Raw genomic sequence first — 16,722 nt, forward strand, 5'->3', positions numbered from 1 at the left:
ACCACGTTCAACGTGGCCACAATGCGCTGGCCGTTGGCGCGAACATCGACTTTGGAAAGTGCCTGAAAACCTTCGGCCCGGTAGAGCGCGCAGTCGCGGTGCAGGTAAGCCACGTTTTCACGGTAGGTATCGATGGCGACCCTACGCAAGGCGAGCCTGGAACTTGCCTGGTCCTGGGGTGGCTGGTCAGCCGGGGAAGGTTGTTGCGCATGGGCTTGCTTCATGGGCGTAGCCTACACCGAAAAAAACAATAAAAAAAGGCTTCCGAAGAAGCCTTTTGATTCGGTCAACCCCATTGGGGCCATGCTTTAGACGCGCTTGCGGTATTCGCCGGTGCGGGTGTCGATTTCGACCTTGTCGCCTTGCGCCACAAAAATTGGCACGCCAATTTCAAAGCCGGTCGCCAGCTTGGCGGGCTTGAGCACTTTGCCCGAGGTGTCGCCCTTGACCGCTGGCTCGGTCCAGGTGATTTCACGCACCACGCTGGTGGGCAGTTCGACCGAAATCGCCTTGCCGTCGTAAAACACCACTTCGAGCGGCATGCCGTCATCAAGGTAGTTGAGCGAGTCGCCCATGTTTTCGGCTTCGACTTCGTACTGGTTGTATTCCTCGTCCATGCAGATGTACATCGGATCGGCAAAGTACGAATAGGTGCAGTCTTTTTTGTCCAGGATGACCTGGTCGAGCTTGTCGTCGGCCTTGAACACGACTTCGGTGTTGAAGTTGGCGATCAGGCTTTTGAGTTTCATGCGCACGGTGGCAGAGTTGCGGCCGCCGCGGCTGTATTCGGTTTTCAGGACGACCATGGGGTCTTTGCCGTGCATGATGACATTGCCGGCGCGAATTTCTTGAGCGATTTTCATAAAAAGAGGCTTAGCGAAAGAGTGAAAGTTGGCCGCGCACCTGGCGGCGAGGGCGGTCAAGGCATCGATTAACGCATGCCTACTCCGCAAAGCCCGTTATTTTAATGGAGTTTTGCAATAAAACTGAGCAGCTGGGTGCTCAAGTCCTCTTGTTGTAACAGGTAGGCTCTGGCCTGGGTCGCGCAGTCTTGCCAGCTTTCGGGTGTAAACGCTGCGTCCTGCAAGGTCGGGCCTGGCAGTTCCAAACCATTCCAGCGGTGGTGAAATGCGCGCAGCGAAGCGGGAGCCAGCAGCCAGCCCAGAAACGCATCCAGCTTGATCTCATGGGCAGTGTCGTGCTGCGGGTAGATTTGCCATACAAAAGGTTTTCCAGCCCACAGGGCGCGCACCAGCGAGTCTTCGCCGCGCACAAAATTCACGTCGCTGGCCCACAGCAAATGGTCAAAGTCATTCTGGTTGAGCTGGGGAAGGTAAAAAAATGAGAGCGCCGCACGCTGGTTCCATAAGGGATCAAGCTGGTGCATTTTGGCCACCTCGGCGCGCACGGCAATACTGGCACGCCCAGGGGTCACCAGCAAGCGGCTCGGTTGCCCGTCTTGCGCCAACGTGGCCAGCAGCTCACCCAGGCCGGCAGGTTCGTAACAAAACAGCGACACCAGGCGCTCGCCCCGCCAGGTCACACCCAGCTCGGCGAGCCATGCCTTGCGGTCAAACCGGGCCTGGCGCGCGATGAGATCAGGCTCGCGCAACAGACCACCGGTGCCGGCGGTGAAGCCGGGGTAGAAAAAATGTTTGGTCAGGCCACGGCCGGGGCCGCTCATGACGGGCGACGGCAGACCGTGGCAACGCGCTGCAAAGTCTTCGGCGCTGAGGTACTCCAGATTGATCCAGGCGCATTTATGTACGTTATTCCTTACATTTTTTGCGTATTCAGCGATGAATTCAGCATCAATTTCGCAACCAAAGGCTTCCAGCATGACCTCGCCGGGCGTGATGCCGCTCATGTCGATGGGTGCCGTCCAGGTCCTCACCTCAACGCCCGGCGCACCTTGCGGCGCCATCCAGGCCAGCGCGCTCACGTCGTCTGCCCACAGACGCACCGTTTGCCCGCGTCCGGCCAAATTGCATGCCAGACGCCAGCACACCCCGAGGTCGCCAAAGTTGTCGATGACCCGACAAAAAATGTCCCAACGCAGTTTGGGGAAAGGTGATTCACATTGCATGGCCAGATTGTCCACAATACGCCCCTATGTCTGAAAACGTCCAACACCTCCCGTCACCGGCGATCACTGAACCGGCTCCTTTGACGGCCCACCCTGAACAATTGCTCAGTGATGTTGCCAGCCTGCCGGCCTTGCCAGGGGTCTATCGTTATTTCGACGCGCAAGGCAATGTGCTGTATGTGGGCAAGGCCATTAATCTGAAAAAGCGGGTGTCGAGTTATTTCCAGAAAAACCATGGCGGCACCCGCATTGGTCATATGGTCAGCAAGATTGCCCGGCTGGAAACCACCGTGGTGCGCTCCGAGGCGGAGGCGCTGCTGCTGGAAAACAACCTGATCAAAACGCTCAACCCCAGGTACAACATCCTGTTTCGGGACGACAAAAGTTATCCTTACCTCAAGATCACGGCGCTTGGGCAAAGCGGCAGTGAGCAGTTTCCCCGGGTGGCGTATTACCGCGGTGCGGTAGAGAAAAAACACCATTATTTTGGCCCCTACCCGAGTGCCTGGGCGGTCAAGGAAGCCATATTGCTGATGCAAAAAGTGTTCCGGCTGCGCACCTGCGAAGACCCGGTGTTCAATAATCGCACCCGGCCCTGTCTGCTGTACCAGATCAAGCGTTGCTCGGGGCCGTGTGTTGGGTATATTTCGCCCGAGGCCTATGCGCAGGATCTGGCCGACGCGGAACGCTTCTTGAACGGCGACGCGCGCGAAGTGATGCGCGAGCTCGAAGCCCGCATGACGATGCATGCCGATAAGCTCGAATTCGAACAGGCCGCCGAGTTGCGCAACCAGGTGGCGGCGCTCTCCAACGTGCTGCACCAGCAGTCGGTGGACAACGTGTCAGACCGGGATGTGGACATTCTGGCGGTCAAGGTGCAGGGCGGCCGTGCCTGCGTCAACCTGGCGATGGTGCGCGGTGGACGTCATCTGGGCGACCGGCCCTATTTTCCGGTGCATGTCGAAGACGCGGCTGAACTGGAGGAGGATGCCAGCGGGGGGGGCGACGTTGTGCGCAGCCTGGAAATGCAGGTGCTGGATGCCTTCATCGCACAACATTACTTGAACGTGCCCGCGCCGCCGTCGTTGGTGGTGAGCGCACCGGTGGACAAGGACCTGTTGCAGGCGCTGTCCGAGCAAACCGGGGTCAAGGTCAGTGCGGTGCACAACCCGCGCGAGCAACGCCGTGTCTGGCTTGAAATGGCCCAAACCAATGCGCGCTTGCAACTGGCCAGGCTGCTGGCCGAAGAAGGTTCTCAACAAGCCCGTACCCGTGCGCTGGTGGAGGCGCTGGATCTGGCACTCGACAATCTGGACGAACTTCGGGTGGAGTGTTTTGATATCTCCCACACGGCGGGTGAATCGACTCAGGCTTCATGCGTGGTGTTTCATCACCACAAGATGCAGAGCGCCGAATACCGCCGTTTCAAGATCAACGACATCACCCCGGGCGATGACTACGCCGCCATGCGCCAGGTGCTGCTGCGCCGCTACGGCAGACTGGCCGAAACCCTGCAAGAGGCCAAACTATCCGGTGCCTTGCCCGCCGGCACGGGCCGCTTGCCCGATCTGGTGCTGGTCGATGGTGGCAAGGGCCAGGTGTCGATGGCGCGCGAGGTGTTCGAACAACTGGGTTTGGACCTGTCGCTGATCGTGGGCGTGGAAAAAGGCGAGGGTCGGCGCATTGGCCTTGAAGAACTGGTGTTTGCCGACGGCCGCGACAAGGTTTACTTGGGCAAGGACTCTGCCGCGCTGATGCTGGTGGCACAAATCCGGGACGAGGCACACCGTTTCGCCATCACCGGCATGCGCGCGGCGCGCGCCAAGGTGCGCATGGACGGCGGCAAGCTCGAGGAAATTCCCGGCATCGGCCCGAAACGGCGCGCGCGCTTGCTGCAGCGCTTTGGCGGCGTGCGCGGCGTGGCTTTGGCGTCCGAGGCCGATATTGCCCAGGTCGAAGGCATTTCAACAGACTTGGCAGCAGAAATTTACCGCGCCCTGCACTGACACAACACCACTTTATGAAATAACGCATGCCACAATTGAGGCATGTTCTGGACCATTCCCACCCTCATGACCTGGGCTCGCATTGTGGCGATTCCCTTGATCGTGGGTGTGTTCTATTTGCCGATTGAGCCCGACACCCGCAACCTGGTCGCCACCGTCATGTTTGTGGTGTTTGCCGCCACCGACTGGCTCGACGGCTATCTGGCGCGCAAGCTCAACCAGGTCTCAGCCTTTGGTGCCTTTCTGGACCCGGTGGCCGACAAATTTCTGGTCTGCGCCTGCGTGTTGGTGCTGGTGCACCTCGGGCGTGCCGATGTCTTTGTGGCGCTGATCATCATTGGCCGTGAAATTGCCATTTCCGCCCTGCGCGAATGGATGGCGCAAATTGGCGCAGCCAAGAGCGTGGCCGTGCACATGATCGGCAAGCTCAAGACCACGGCGCAAATGGTGGCGATTCCATTCCTGCTGTTTGACGGCATGTTGTTTGGTGCCATCGACACGCATTTGTGGGGTGTCTGGCTGATCTGGATTTCCGCTGTCATGACGGTCTGGTCGATGGTCTATTACCTGCAAAAAGCCTTGCCTGAGATCAGGTCGCGTGTGAAGTGACGGTGTCCATTGAGCGGCCCTTGATCCGGGCCATGCCGGCGGTGTTTGTGCTGATCTGGAGCACCGGCTTCATCGTGGCGCGTTATGGCATGCCCCATGCGCCCCCCTTCAAGTTCCTTGTGATGCGTTATGCCCTGTCCATCGCGTGTTTCTTGCTCTGGATTGTGCTGGCGCGAGTCAAGTGGCCAAGCGGTCGCGCCCAATGGTTGCACCTTGCCGTCACGGGCGTATTCATGCATGCGGGTTACCTGGGCGGCGTGTGGGCTGCGGTGAAGCTCGGCATGGGTTCCGGCCTGTCGTCCTTGATTGTGGGTTTGCAACCCGTGCTCACGGCGCTCTGGCTGGCGGCCATTGGCAGCAAGATTCTGACGCGTCAATGGCTTGGCCTGGTGCTGGGTTTTATCGGGCTGGTGATGGTGGTGTCACGCAAATTTGGCACTGGCGGCGAAGCCAACTGGTTCAATATGTCGTTGGTCGTGGGTGCCTTGTTCAGCATAACGATTGGCACCCTGTACCAAAAACGCTTTGTCACATCGTGCGATGTGCGCAGCGCCAATACGGTTCAGTTGGGAGCCGCCCTGTTGGTGACACTGCCCTTGGCGGCGCTGGAACTTGAAGTCATCCGTTGGCACGCCGAACTGCTGGGCGCCATCGCCTGGTCGGTCCTCGCGTTGACCCTGGGCGGCAGTTCATTGCTGTACCTGCTGATCCAGAAAGGCGCTGCCGCTTCGGTGACCAGCCTGATGTATCTGGTACCACCGGTGACGGCATTGATTGCCTGGATCCTGTTTGGCGAACCCATCACGCTGACCACGGTGTTGGGAACGCTGTTGACGGCTTTGGGCGTGGCGCTGGTGGTGCGCCAGCCCAAATTTACCTGATGCACTGCAAGCGCATCTGATGCTGTATCTGCGATCGCCCGGCAAATTAAGCCATGAAAAATTTGCCATAGGGGCGCTGGCTTATGGGACAAACCCGTCTAGAATCTATTTCGCTACTGTGTTAAAAATCATCTGAATATAGCTGTTTTATTTGGTGCTCTTCGAGTGGCCAGGTTCCCTCAAAAAAGATTAAAGAGACATTCGACTACAACTCCCGTGAGAGGTTTATTGTGAACAAGACTGAATTAATTGATTTCATCGCCACAGATGCTGACATTCCCAAAGCGGTAGCGGCACGAGCGCTCGAGTCCACCATTGACGCTGTCAAATCAACCCTGAAAAAAGGTGACTCAGTCGCCCTGGTTGGCTTTGGTACTTTTGCCGTTGGCAAACGTGCAGCCCGTACCGGTCGTAATCCTCGTACCGGCGCTTCGATTAAAATCAAGGCTGCCAAGGTTCCCAAGTTCCGTCCGGGCAAGGCTTTGAAAGATGCCTTGAATTGACCCGTTATCGGTGGGGTGATTAGCTCAGTTGGTAGAGCGGCGCCTTTACACGGCGTAGGTCGGCGGTTCGAGCCCGTCATCACCCACCACCTACTCAAAGGCGAACACCGTGTTCGCCTTTTTTGTTTCCATACAGGAGAGTTTGCGCATGTTCGATATTTTCCGGAAGCACACCAGAATCATGATGATGGTGATGTTCCTGCTCATCATTCCCTCATTTGTACTGTTAGGTATAGATGGTTACAGCCGTATGAACGAATCTGATGTGCCGGTTGCGCGCGTTGGTCGCACGGACATAACGCAAGCCCAGTGGGACGCTGCACATCGGGTGGAAGCCGACCGTTTGCGTGCTTCCATACCCAATATTGATGCCAAATTGATTGATTCCCCTGAAGCCCGTTATGCAACCCTGGAACGCTTGGTGCACGAACGGGTGGTGGCGCAGGCTGCAGAACAGGCAAGACTCTCCACCAGCGATGCGCGTTTGGCCCGGTTTTTACAGGAAGACCCCACGATCGCCTCGTTGCGCAAGGCAGACGGCAAGATGGATATGGAGCGTTATCGCCAGTTGGCTGCCAGCCAGGGCCTGACGCCTGAAGGATTTGAGAACAACGTACGCATTGATCTGGCACGGCAACAAGTTGAAGCGGGTGTCAGCGCCACTGGTTTTGTCTCACCGGTGCCCGCTGATGTGGCATTGAAAGCCTTTTTTGAAAAGCGCGAAGTTCAGGTGGTCAATTTGTTGGCCAAGGACTATGCGGCCGAAGTCAAGCCCACCGACGCGGAGCTGGAAGCTTTCTACCAAAAGAATCAATCCCTTTTTCAGGCGCCTGAGCAAGCCCAGGTTGAATACGTGGTACTTGACCTTGACGCCGTCAAGAAGAATATTCAGATTCCAGAGGCTGAATTGAAGTCGTATTACGAACAAAATGCACAACGTTTGAGTGGTGTCGAGGAACGCCGCGCCAGCCACATCCTGATCAATGCGCCCAAAGAGGCTGCCGAGGCCGAGCGCAACAAAGCCAGACAGAAGGCAGAAGAACTGTTAAAAGCTGTACGCACCAACCCCGCCGCATTTGCCGATATTGCTCGAAAGAATTCGCAGGATCCTGGCTCTGCCGCCAAAGGTGGTGACCTGGACTTTTTTGCACGCGGGGCCATGGTCAAACCGTTTGAAGATGCTGCTTTTGCGATGAAAAAAGGGGCAATCAGCGACGTGGTCGAGTCTGACTTTGGTTTTCACATCATCCAGCTCACCGACATCAAGCTGCCGCAAAAACGCTCTTTTGATGAGCTTCGGGCCAGTATCGAATCTGACCTGAAAGGCCAGCAAGCACAGCGCAAATATGCAGAAACGGCCGAGATTTTCACCAACATGGTGTACGAACAGTCTGACAGCCTGAAACCCGTTGCCGACAAACTCAAACTCGAGATCAAAACAGTTGACAGACTCTTGCGCCAGCCCTTGCCCGGGACGACCGGAGTCCTTGCCAACGAGAAGTTTCTGAATACGCTGTTTGCTGCCGACATTATCAGCAGCAAGCGCAATACCGAAGCGATGGAAACGGCTACCAATCATTTGGTGGCGGGCCGCGTGGTGACGCATCAACCGGCGCGAACGTTGCCGTTGGTCGAGGTTCAATCTCAGGTTCGCGCGCAAGTCGTTGCCGCCCGAGCCTCGGAGTTGGCTAAAAAAGATGGCGCAGCAAAATTGGCACTCTGGCAAGCAGGTACTGCACCTGCCAGCCTGCCTGCTGTCCAGGTTGTGTCACGCGATCAGGCGCTCAATTTGTCGGCGCCAGTCTTGCTGGCCGCATTGCGTATTGACCCGGCTAAATTACCTGCCTGGGTAGGGGTTGATTTGGGATCGCAAGGTTCTGCGCTGGTTCGTGTCAATCGTGTGGTGCCGCTGGATGCAACGGCACAAGCAACATTGCGCCAGAGCCGAAACCAATATGCACAATGGTGGACCGGTGCCGAGACGCAAGCCTATTACGCCTTGCTCAAAGAAAAGCTCAAAGCCGAAATCCTGGTTCCCAATCCAATGAAAAAACAGCAAGGAACAGTGTAATTTTCAGGCTGAAACCATGGCGGTTTCGAGGCCAGGATAAAGTTTCATCGGTTATAATTTAAGGCACGGTGGCTGTAGCTCAGTTGGTAGAGTCCAGGATTGTGATTCCTGTTGTCGTGGGTTCGAGCCCCATCAGCCACCCCAGATAAAGCCTTATGGCACATAGAAAGCCTGCTACTTTAAACATAGCAGGCTTTTTTGTTTTTGGTTTTTCTTTCTCATTTGCAGACTGTTTACAGACTGTGGTACAGGGTTTCGTACCCTAACAAGCCCCAGCGAATGACCCGATTTAGGGTCTAGCACCAGCAGCAAGCCAAAAAAAACCCAGCTGGTAATGCTGGGTTAATTCTTGTTCTCGCTGCTCAAGGCGATACAAGCATCGTTAAGTCCATTGTGTCACCCTGTCATCGGCACAGTATGCGGGTAAACCCTTCCTATATCACCAGCAAGCTAGCAGGCGAAAAAAAGCCCAGCAGGGTTAGTGCTGGGTCTTAACTCTTTCGAGCCGCATTCAGGGAGGTGAAACACGGGGGCTTGATGCCCGTAAGCACTTTAGCACGGCAAAAGGAAACCCGCATGCGGCATACCTCCTCACTTGCCGCAACCCCGGCGCTCCCACTTGTCTTTCGATTTGCCCTCTGCAACCGTTTGCCACTGCATGTTCTGAGGCGCATCAATTCCGCCACATGCTAGTGGTTTAACGTGATCGATCACATAGCCCTTACACGGTCCTTTTGACGCACCGGTAGCGGGGCATGGGTTCTGCTGTTTGCACTCAACCTTGGCGCTCTGGCTGCGCTTGATACGTGCCTTGGCGGGATGGCTGGCAAACAAGAGTGACGACACGAGCGCCCATGCTTTTCAAAATTCCTCCCCTGCACAACCCCACTACACCCGGGGGGCCACTTGGGTGGAGAGATGCCACGACTCTATATCAGCAGTAATTCTGACAGACGCTGAAAAATTTCAAAGTTATTAAAGTCGAAACCTGACAGGCGCTGAGGAGCGTTCATCAACAAGCATGGCAATAACTTTTTTTGTTACCAGCTGGTGACGGTCATCACACGAATCAAGGGCGGCAGCCGACGCTTCATACTGACCAAGCTCACGATGCAGCTCAGCAATCTCAAGACCGTCTGGCTTGAAAGGTGCTTCAGCGCCGTCGAGGAAAAGAGCCAACAACGCCTTCATATTTTCAGTTTGCTCGGTCGTTGGGCGAAAAGGCGGCACTGTAAAAGGGCGAGTACTTTTTGGGAAGTCGCTTTTGGGGGCGCTGGGCCTGAGTTTGTGCAACAGGCACCTGAAGCGTGACAACGATGCAATGTAATCTTGCCGCCACTGTGCATCCACTTCCGCATTTACTTTCTGCTGGTGTGATCGGTACATCGACCTACAGCAGCTGTTTAAATCCCACCAATAGCCACGTCTAGCGGTAGCCTCCAAAGCAGGCGAAGATGCCGTACGGATTGCATCTGGCAGATCACCGGGACTCACGCTAAGTGTCGAGGAAATTTCAGGGCCTGCATCAATTTGAAGTGACGAAGCGTGGCGCAGCAGGTAGAAAGCGCCACAGTTGCACCTCCGCAACCCACCATCTGTTGATACTAGGGAGCCTTCACTGTACCCGTCGGTCCAGTATTCGAATGCACTGAAGTTCAGCGAACCGTATCTAGGAGTGCTGTAAAGAGACTTGCAACATGGACTGACAACAATTGTGTGGCCGGTTATTCTGGTCATATAGTGAACCGCATCCTGCTTTTCAAAAATCCTTCCCGGTGCGACCCCACCGCACCGCACCCCCCACTTGGCTGGATTGACACCCCGTCACCCTATCAACTCTAATTTTGACAGACGTTAACATTTTTTAAAAATCTTCTGTGCCTTCCCACGGCGGGCGAGGGATTCAGTGCAGAGCGTCAACTCTGCACCTTGGTGCAGTAGTTTCTCCAGTGTCTGGAAGGTCATAAAAAAGCTAGCCGCAGAACATCGCGGTGCGACGCATGGTTGCAACTATTATTACAAGAACTTTATAGAAACATGCCATTCATCATGTGAAACGACTTGAACCACTTTCTACCGACGCCGCAGTCAGTTTTATCTCTGGCTGTGAAACCAATAGTTTCAAGATTGACATCCACTTTAATAATCTCATTCATTGAAATACCAATTAGGGTTTCGCCCCGAGCTGTGAACAAACTATTTAGTAAACTTGGTTTGGTAAATATACGTAAAGATGATCCGACTTTTTCCACGCCGACCTTGGCATTGGTTTCCAAAAAACAGCACAGCAAGTCATAAGCCACATCCACATTGGACGACTTGATTCCAGCCTCTTCAAAGGAAAATATTAAATCGGATTCCTTAAGTTGATGAAGTACTTGTCGATATTCAACTTCTTCCAAGGCCAGCATTTGTGGGTGTTTTACTCGCGCCTCGGTTTTGGATATATATCGATTTGGGTAGGCCATGCGTTTTTCGAATAATGATTGTCCTCTTGAAATACGCTGTTCTTCTTCGATGTATTCCTGAGTCTCTTGCGTTCTTTGTATCATCTGCCTCAATCTGTCGTACCTTATGACAGAATAGCCATACTTAGTTAACATTGCCGTACTCCAGGGCGTTTCATTATTTGACCTATAACTAACAAAATAGTGTCCCATATTTGTCCTTGAATTCGCCATTGAATTAAGAATGCTCTTAGTCCCATTCGTAAATGAACTCTGAGCGAATCTTGCTCCAACGTATCACAGCATAGCCTTGCATCCCACCATTCATGTGCCCAGGGCATGGCGGGTAAGGTTTAGCGGGAATCGTAAAGGCCCACAATTGCCCTTTGGGTGCATTGGTTAAGAACTGCTGCCAACCAGCGTTCAATTGTCCGAACGGGACGTTAGGAACGCGATTCATTGGGTCTGTGATCATTCCCGCAGCTTCAGCTTCGGCTATGGTGACGCGTTGTGTCAGGTGCGACTTTTTGCAGTGAAAGAGCTTGAGTTGCCCATGACTTGGGAACCGGTCCTTTAGCCAATCGACCAAAACGATGCCGAGTGCAAACGGCCAGACTGCAACGACCAACATTATGAAGAGCGAATTTAGCGGCACACGCCACGGACCAGAGTTAGGCCACTCGATATGTTTACTGCGATTAAAGTAAAGCAACGCTGAAAGGCACAGTACTGCGCCAAACAACACGTAGCTGATTACCCACTTCCCAATCCCCAACGCCGAGAAGGATGCCATCATGAAACCACCCCAGCTTGCTGTGTGTTACTGACAACACGTATGCCGGTTACAACCCCGCGTCGCAAGCTGAAATAGACGTCATCCTCGTAGACGTCGCCATAAACGTAACTGGGGTTTCGTCTGACCAACTTGCCACGCGTGCAGCGGAGTTCGCCTGTGAACCAGTGCGCGAAGATGCCATCAGGAAATCCGGGAAATACCTGCTCAAATGGAATCGCCTTCCAATCGACGCTTGCATCGTCTTCCTCCATGGACTTCAGGTACAACCTGCCTCCTTCAATCTCCCATGTGCCGATATAGCCACGGTACAAAGCTGTAGAGGTGATTTTCTTGAATTTCCAAGGTACGGATTGCTGCACCAGCAAGCGTGCTAACGGCTCGTTACACATACGTAAGGTCTCGCCGTTATGTAGCAAAATTTCTGAGTACTGGGCGGTCATTATTACTTTACCGTGCGCTTGCGCTTCTTTCGAACGCTATGCGGTTCAACTATTGTCGCTAACCCTTTGCCCAATGTGTCGAAGTAAAGTGACAGGGTTTTACCTTGCTACTGAGATCAATTTTCATTTTTTATCCTGAGTGATGTTGCAAATATTTTCTTTGTTGAAATTAATTTTTCCGATTAGGTATTTCGTTTTCTTTCATCCATTCGGTGATACCACCTTCAGTGCCGTAGACAGCAAAACCTATTGGGCACCAACTAATTTTGCGAGATTCAAGTCGTGGTATATCGCATCTGAAAGTCGCGGAGGACGAGGGATTGGCGGTACCGGTACAGGAATAGAACTCAGCATAGACCGACTCCTCCACCCAACTGCATCGAGCTTTCGATTTCAGCAAGCCTATTTCAAGCCCAACTATAGGGAAAGTATTTCTATTTGTAACGTCGATCTCAACATGATGCCCATAATCAAAGGACTTGATTCCATAAGAGTAATCGCCAGTCTGGACCACGGTCCACCGCACAATTTCAATCTTTGCAATTAGTGAGTTTAGAGAAGGTCTAGACATACCAGTGCTCCGAAATTCATGTCTTTCCGGAGTTTCAGGGACTTGGATCGGAGGGGCCGATTTTTGAGGGAACTTTTGCCGACATGCAACGGTAATCATTCTTGCAGCCTGATCACTCTTTACATTCTTCATTCCATCGAGAATGCATTCCTCAAAATTCGATGGCCCAAACAGTCCGGCAGTAGCTATACCTGGTACTACCGCAATCATGCCAATTATTTTTTTCATCCCGTTCCTTAATGCCGCAAAAAGTAATTTATTGGGTATCTTATCCCGTGGTATTTTAGGCGTCAACACAAGACGATCAAGGGATGGCGAAACCGTCCCCACAATTTGCAGGCGATCCGGTGTTAGTGTCGATTGGCGCTGCGATTCGGCGCGCACGTGCTGAAGTTGGGGTGTCGCAAGAGGCTTTAGCTGTCGATGCCAACCTTGACAGGTCTTATGTCGGTGGCATTGAGCGTGGAGAACACAACCTGACAGCGATGAATCTGGTGAAGATTGCTGATGCATTGATGGTGAAACCATCGTCATTACTGGCCTCTGCAGGTTTGTAGGTTTGTCATAAATCCAGCCCGCCCGGTACACACCCCTGCGGCCTCGACCGTCGTGTCGGAGCGCCATCGCTTTCGTTCATGCCTTACCCCAACTTGGTAACGATGGTTGCCTACTGTGCGCCACATTTTCGTTGGCTGCAATCCCCCATTTGGGGGGTGATGGTGTGAAATTTCTCATTTAGCCCTACGACCAGGTGAGCGCTGGCTTATCAGCCCAAGCCTGAAAGCCATTGTTTCTAGCTCCATCAGGCCCTTGGTTGCTGCCCGATATTCCGCCTTCGACCTCTGCGTGTGCTGGCCCGTCTTGTACCGGCCATGGTTTGAGTCGCGAAGGAGTGACGCAAGTGGTCGAGCGCCGTGGTAGCGGCAAACAGGCTGCCCCCAGGCAGCCGGATTCAAGCAGGCGGCGCCGGTCGTCTTGCATTTTGCGGAACAGAATTTCTTGATGTGAGGTAGTGGCATGAACCGGACTTCAATATTTCCGCACGAGGGGGGGTGACCTTTGAAGGAATTTTTACATTGACCGCAACGAAGTGCGTGGTCAATCGACTTGGCGCCGGTTTGCAGCAAGCCTGCAGGCTTGCTGTATTGCGCTGAGCATGGCAGCGGATTCTTCTTCGCCAGCGATGTGGAAATCGACGCCATCTGCGATGACGACGGCGTGCGGTTGGTAGGCGCTGGCATCGTTGCGCAGGGTGCAGCGGATAACAAGCCCTCCATCATCCCAGACACCTTTGCTTTCAAAGACGGTTGCAGTGGCGACACCGGCAACTGCCCCCTCAAACGGCACGCTTGCCTTGGCGAGAAAGGTGGTGGAACTGCGGACGGATGCCGTGTCTTGGCCATCCCCTTGCACACGGCCGATCAAGTCAGGTTGCGCGCGCACAAAATTCGGTTTGTCCATGTCGGTGCAATGTGCGCAAGCGACATGATGGTAATTGATGGGAGTGTTTTGCATGGTGTTGCCTTTCGAGTGGTTAAGGACGGTTTAAAAATGTTGGGCGCCGCCGCCAGGCGGCATGGCCCAGCGCGGCACTGCAGGGAGCCCCTTGGGGGCGGACGGGCAGCCGCGCGCCGATGCTGCGCAGCAAGCAAGGCCAGAGGGTGGGCGGGGCAGGCAGGTGATACACGGCGAAGCCGCTGACTAGAACGCTTGTGTAACAACCGGCTAAAGACACGGTGCCGGCACACCACAAGGGCGGCAGGCGGCGGCGTGTAGGGCGCGAAGCGACCGGGGAACGCCGACGGCTGACAAGCCCGGACCAGCGCAGGCAATTTTGCATAACGCCTGCTGCGTAAACCCATGGGCGCGAAGCGGTACCCGGACACAAAGGAGCTTGCGACTGACTGTGCGGGTACTTTATGCAGTGCGGCGTTATGTAATTTTGCCGGAGCTGTAGAACAAGCACAGACGGTCGAACTGGGATGCCAGCACGAGGCGACAGCGAGCCGAGACCACATGCTTTGGCATGGCGCAGCAGCGCCTTGCCAACTGGCTTGAAAACCCGGAACGCCGAACAAGCGCAAAGCAGTGGTTTCGCTTGCCCTGCCGGTGGCGTGCAGCGCCAGGGGCGGGGGAAGTGGGACGACTGCGCTGGTGGCCAAGCTAACGCGACAGCTTCGTGGGGCTTGGCAGTGGCGCAGCAGCGCCTCTGCCACTGACTGAAAAACCCAGGCCGTTGATCTGGCGAGAGTGACGATGCGCCTGGCTGTAACAAAGGCACGACTTGCAGGCGGGGGCATGGTCACGCTGGTGGAGAAGGGGGGCGGCGCATCGGTCATGTCAGCGCTCCAGCGCTCTGACTAACATTTGCGAAGCACTGACTAGGATGGATGTGGTCCTGGTGGTCCAGCCGGTCCGTGGAATTTTGGCAATTCGCTCGTGCGCGTTGGGTGCGCATTGCGGGAGTCGTTTTGCTACTGACCAAACCTACTTTTACTGATTCAGTAAAAAAGGTGGACCAGTTGGACCAGTTGGACCGAGCGAGCTTTGATGCGGTGTTGCGCGGTCCAGGGTCGTGCGCAGCGTTGGTGTTTGGCTGGACCAGCGGAACCACATCATGATCATTCATCGGAGTCACCTTCAATACTTATGCCGGTGGCGCGCTCGAATGTTCTTCGTAGTGCTGGCAAGGACGGCAGAACAATAGTGCGGCCACGGGTTGCAGTAGTGCGTGGCCTGCGCACGCTGATTCCTCCGCTGCCTACCCAGCCCTTGAGCTTGCGCATGGCGCTTGACCAGTCGCCGGTCTGCGCTCGTGGTGCAGCGGCTTTGAATGACTCATAGAGGTCGGCTTTGCTGATCTCGGTGGGGGCGGTGTCTGATAGGGGAATGCTGAGCAGATTGGATCTGGCGGGCAGCGGGATTGCACCTTCGCTGAGCACGGTGTGCCACCAGGCGGTGGCCGGGTCACGTAGGGCGGTTTGTTCGACTTGACGGCGTAATGCGTCCCCTTTGGGGACGATGCGCGGATCAAAGTTGCTGGTGTCCAGGTTTTGCAGGTAGTGCAGCAAGGCCGCCGGGCCGGGACCTTCGAGCCATCGGTAGTACTGCGGCCAAAAAGTGCGGTCGTTGACCAGGTCATTGCCGGCTTCGATCACGACGGCGCGGCGCTCATCAACCGTCGCCTGCCAAACGTGGGTATGGTTCGACAGGCTCACATAGGCGCATCGATTAACGCCCTGGATGGGGTCCCGACCCTTGGACTCATAGGTCATGCTGCTGGCTGTGACCCGCGATTTGATGCGATCGGCCTGCTGACTGTTGCCCGTGAACAGTGCTTCATCCAGGACTGCAAAGGCCACGGTTTGCAGGTGGCCCGTGAAACGCCCTGCGATCTGCTCCGCGTCATCAAAGACACGGCCGTGGGTGCCAAAGATGCGAACGAGAGGCTCAAACAAGGAATTTTTGCCGCAGCCTTTGCTGCCAGTGACCAGCAGGATGGTGCCGGGTACTTCACCCGGGCGCTGAATTTTGTTGGCCAGCCAGAGCAGGACATAACGGCGTGTGGCATGCTCTGGCACCACGCTGGCTAAAACCAGCAACCATGGCGCAACGTCACCTTCAATTGGCGCCACAGCAAAACCGGCCCATAGATTCAGGATGGTCGGCGGTGTGGTTGTGCCGGGCGCAAAGACTGCACCTTGATACTGGCGTCGTGCAGGGTGGGATAACCAGGCATTGGCCAACTGCTGGGCCTTGGCGTCGTCGGCGGTCTTTGCTGCATATTGGCCGCTGTGCATTTGGCGAAAGGCTTGAATGTCCAGGTAGCCTGAGCCGTAGCGAACACCGGTGGGTGTCTCGATGGGTGTGCGTTCATCAAGGATCACCACAGTGCTGCCCAGGCGAACTTCGGCAAAGCGGGCGTTGAGACTGGCGACCCAGGGGGGCGCGGTGGCCTTGTTGGGTGCGGCATCGTTACCGACATCGACGCTGACTTTGGCAGGGTTGGCTTGATGGGCGTAAAAAGCCAAGGAACGCCAGGTGATGCCGCCGCCTGATTTGAATGAGCACCATACGGCATCGAAAGCGTTGCCGTCGAACCGATCGGGGGCGGTCATGCTCCACTGGCGTGCCCGCTTCCGCCCGTTGGGCCAGTTCAGATCGTGGATGGCCCAGACGACATTGCGCCAGTCTTCGTAAGAACAGTTTGCGGGAATGGCGGCAAGCCAGCCCGCGACCATGGCGGAATTTTCTGCGGTGAAGGGCAGGGTGGCATCGAATGTATTCGCGCTGGGTTTTTTGAGCCTGGCCC

At 55.3% G+C, this 16,722-nt stretch carries 15 protein-coding genes, 2 tRNA genes and 1 pseudogene; 8 read left to right on the top strand and 10 right to left on the bottom strand.

The genetic code is table 11. From position 1 onward, the window contains the following. The 3 genes and pseudogenes from NDI87_RS10920 to earP form a co-directional block, all read right to left on the bottom strand. Positions 1-224 (bottom strand): annotated as a pseudogene (locus NDI87_RS10920) (thymidine phosphorylase); the annotation flags it as partial. Positions 225-308: 84 nt separating this feature from the next. Further along, a complete protein-coding gene (efp, locus tag NDI87_RS10925) occupies positions 309-863 on the bottom strand; it encodes an elongation factor P (protein WP_296275243.1) in 555 nt (184 codons plus the stop codon). 101 nt (positions 864-964) lie between these two features. Next, entirely contained in the window at positions 965-2,086 is a 1,122-nt protein-coding gene (gene earP, locus NDI87_RS10930) for an elongation factor P maturation arginine rhamnosyltransferase EarP (protein ID WP_296275244.1), read from the bottom strand. Between the two features lie 26 nt (positions 2,087-2,112). On the opposite strand from earP, the gene uvrC reads away from it, so the two are divergent. From uvrC to NDI87_RS10965, 7 genes are all read left to right on the top strand, one after another. Further along, complete coding sequence (uvrC, locus tag NDI87_RS10935; RefSeq protein ID WP_296275245.1) at positions 2,113-4,092, top strand: excinuclease ABC subunit UvrC; 1,980 nt, start codon at positions 2,113-2,115, stop codon at positions 4,090-4,092. A 42-nt stretch (positions 4,093-4,134) separates the two neighbouring features. After that, entirely contained in the window at positions 4,135-4,701 is a 567-nt protein-coding gene (pgsA, locus tag NDI87_RS10940) for a CDP-diacylglycerol--glycerol-3-phosphate 3-phosphatidyltransferase (RefSeq protein ID WP_296275246.1), read from the top strand. 32 nt (positions 4,702-4,733) lie between these two features. Beyond that, positions 4,734-5,582 (top strand): DMT family transporter, encoded by an 849-nt coding sequence (locus tag NDI87_RS10945; protein WP_296275255.1) that lies wholly within the window; start codon positions 4,734-4,736, stop codon positions 5,580-5,582. A 230-nt stretch (positions 5,583-5,812) separates the two neighbouring features. Further along, positions 5,813-6,085, top strand: coding sequence for an HU family DNA-binding protein (locus NDI87_RS10950; RefSeq protein ID WP_296159157.1), 273 nt, complete (start codon positions 5,813-5,815; stop codon positions 6,083-6,085). 13 nt (positions 6,086-6,098) lie between these two features. Then, a tRNA-Val gene (locus NDI87_RS10955) sits at positions 6,099-6,174 on the top strand. Between the two features lie 20 nt (positions 6,175-6,194). After that, positions 6,195-8,156 (top strand): SurA N-terminal domain-containing protein, encoded by a 1,962-nt coding sequence (locus NDI87_RS10960; RefSeq protein WP_366028741.1) that lies wholly within the window; start codon positions 6,195-6,197, stop codon positions 8,154-8,156. Positions 8,157-8,224: 68 nt separating this feature from the next. After that, positions 8,225-8,300 (top strand) — tRNA-His (locus NDI87_RS10965). Positions 8,301-9,131: 831 nt separating this feature from the next. On the opposite strand, the gene NDI87_RS10970 is transcribed toward NDI87_RS10965, so the two are convergent. From NDI87_RS10970 to NDI87_RS10990, 5 genes are all read right to left on the bottom strand, one after another. Further along, complete coding sequence (locus NDI87_RS10970) at positions 9,132-9,542, bottom strand: hypothetical protein (protein ID WP_296275247.1); 411 nt, start codon at positions 9,540-9,542, stop codon at positions 9,132-9,134. Between the two features lie 641 nt (positions 9,543-10,183). Further along, the gene (locus tag NDI87_RS10975; protein ID WP_296275248.1) at positions 10,184-10,759 is read right to left on the bottom strand and encodes a hypothetical protein; all 576 of its coding nucleotides are present in this window, start codon (positions 10,757-10,759) and stop codon (positions 10,184-10,186) included. 94 nt (positions 10,760-10,853) lie between these two features. Further along, on the bottom strand, positions 10,854-11,399 hold the full coding sequence (locus NDI87_RS10980) for a hypothetical protein (RefSeq protein WP_296275249.1): 546 nt from the start codon (positions 11,397-11,399) through the stop codon (positions 10,854-10,856). Beyond that, the gene (locus NDI87_RS10985; protein ID WP_296275250.1) at positions 11,396-11,839 is read right to left on the bottom strand and encodes a hypothetical protein; all 444 of its coding nucleotides are present in this window, start codon (positions 11,837-11,839) and stop codon (positions 11,396-11,398) included. Before NDI87_RS10985 ends, NDI87_RS10980 begins: the two co-directional genes overlap by 4 nt. Before the next feature lie 169 nt (positions 11,840-12,008). Beyond that, positions 12,009-12,638: a hypothetical protein gene (locus NDI87_RS10990; RefSeq protein WP_296275251.1), complete on the bottom strand. Its 630-nt coding sequence runs from the start codon at positions 12,636-12,638 to the stop codon at positions 12,009-12,011. A gap of 83 nt (positions 12,639-12,721) precedes the next feature. Between NDI87_RS10990 and NDI87_RS10995 the strand changes: the two genes are divergently transcribed. Beyond that, on the top strand, positions 12,722-12,967 hold the full coding sequence (locus NDI87_RS10995; protein ID WP_296275252.1) for a helix-turn-helix transcriptional regulator: 246 nt from the start codon (positions 12,722-12,724) through the stop codon (positions 12,965-12,967). A gap of 541 nt (positions 12,968-13,508) precedes the next feature. Here NDI87_RS10995 and NDI87_RS11000 read toward each other — a convergent pair. Both NDI87_RS11000 and NDI87_RS11005 read right to left on the bottom strand, forming a co-directional pair. Beyond that, on the bottom strand, positions 13,509-13,925 hold the full coding sequence (locus NDI87_RS11000) for a hypothetical protein (RefSeq protein WP_296275253.1): 417 nt from the start codon (positions 13,923-13,925) through the stop codon (positions 13,509-13,511). 1,106 nt (positions 13,926-15,031) lie between these two features. Continuing rightward, a partial coding sequence (locus NDI87_RS11005) for a DUF5906 domain-containing protein (RefSeq protein WP_296275254.1) occupies positions 15,032-16,722 on the bottom strand: 1,691 nt, incomplete at its 5' end.

It is taken from the genome of Rhodoferax sp., from assembly GCF_023701345.1.
Taxonomy (GTDB): domain Bacteria; phylum Pseudomonadota; class Gammaproteobacteria; order Burkholderiales; family Burkholderiaceae_C; genus Rhodoferax.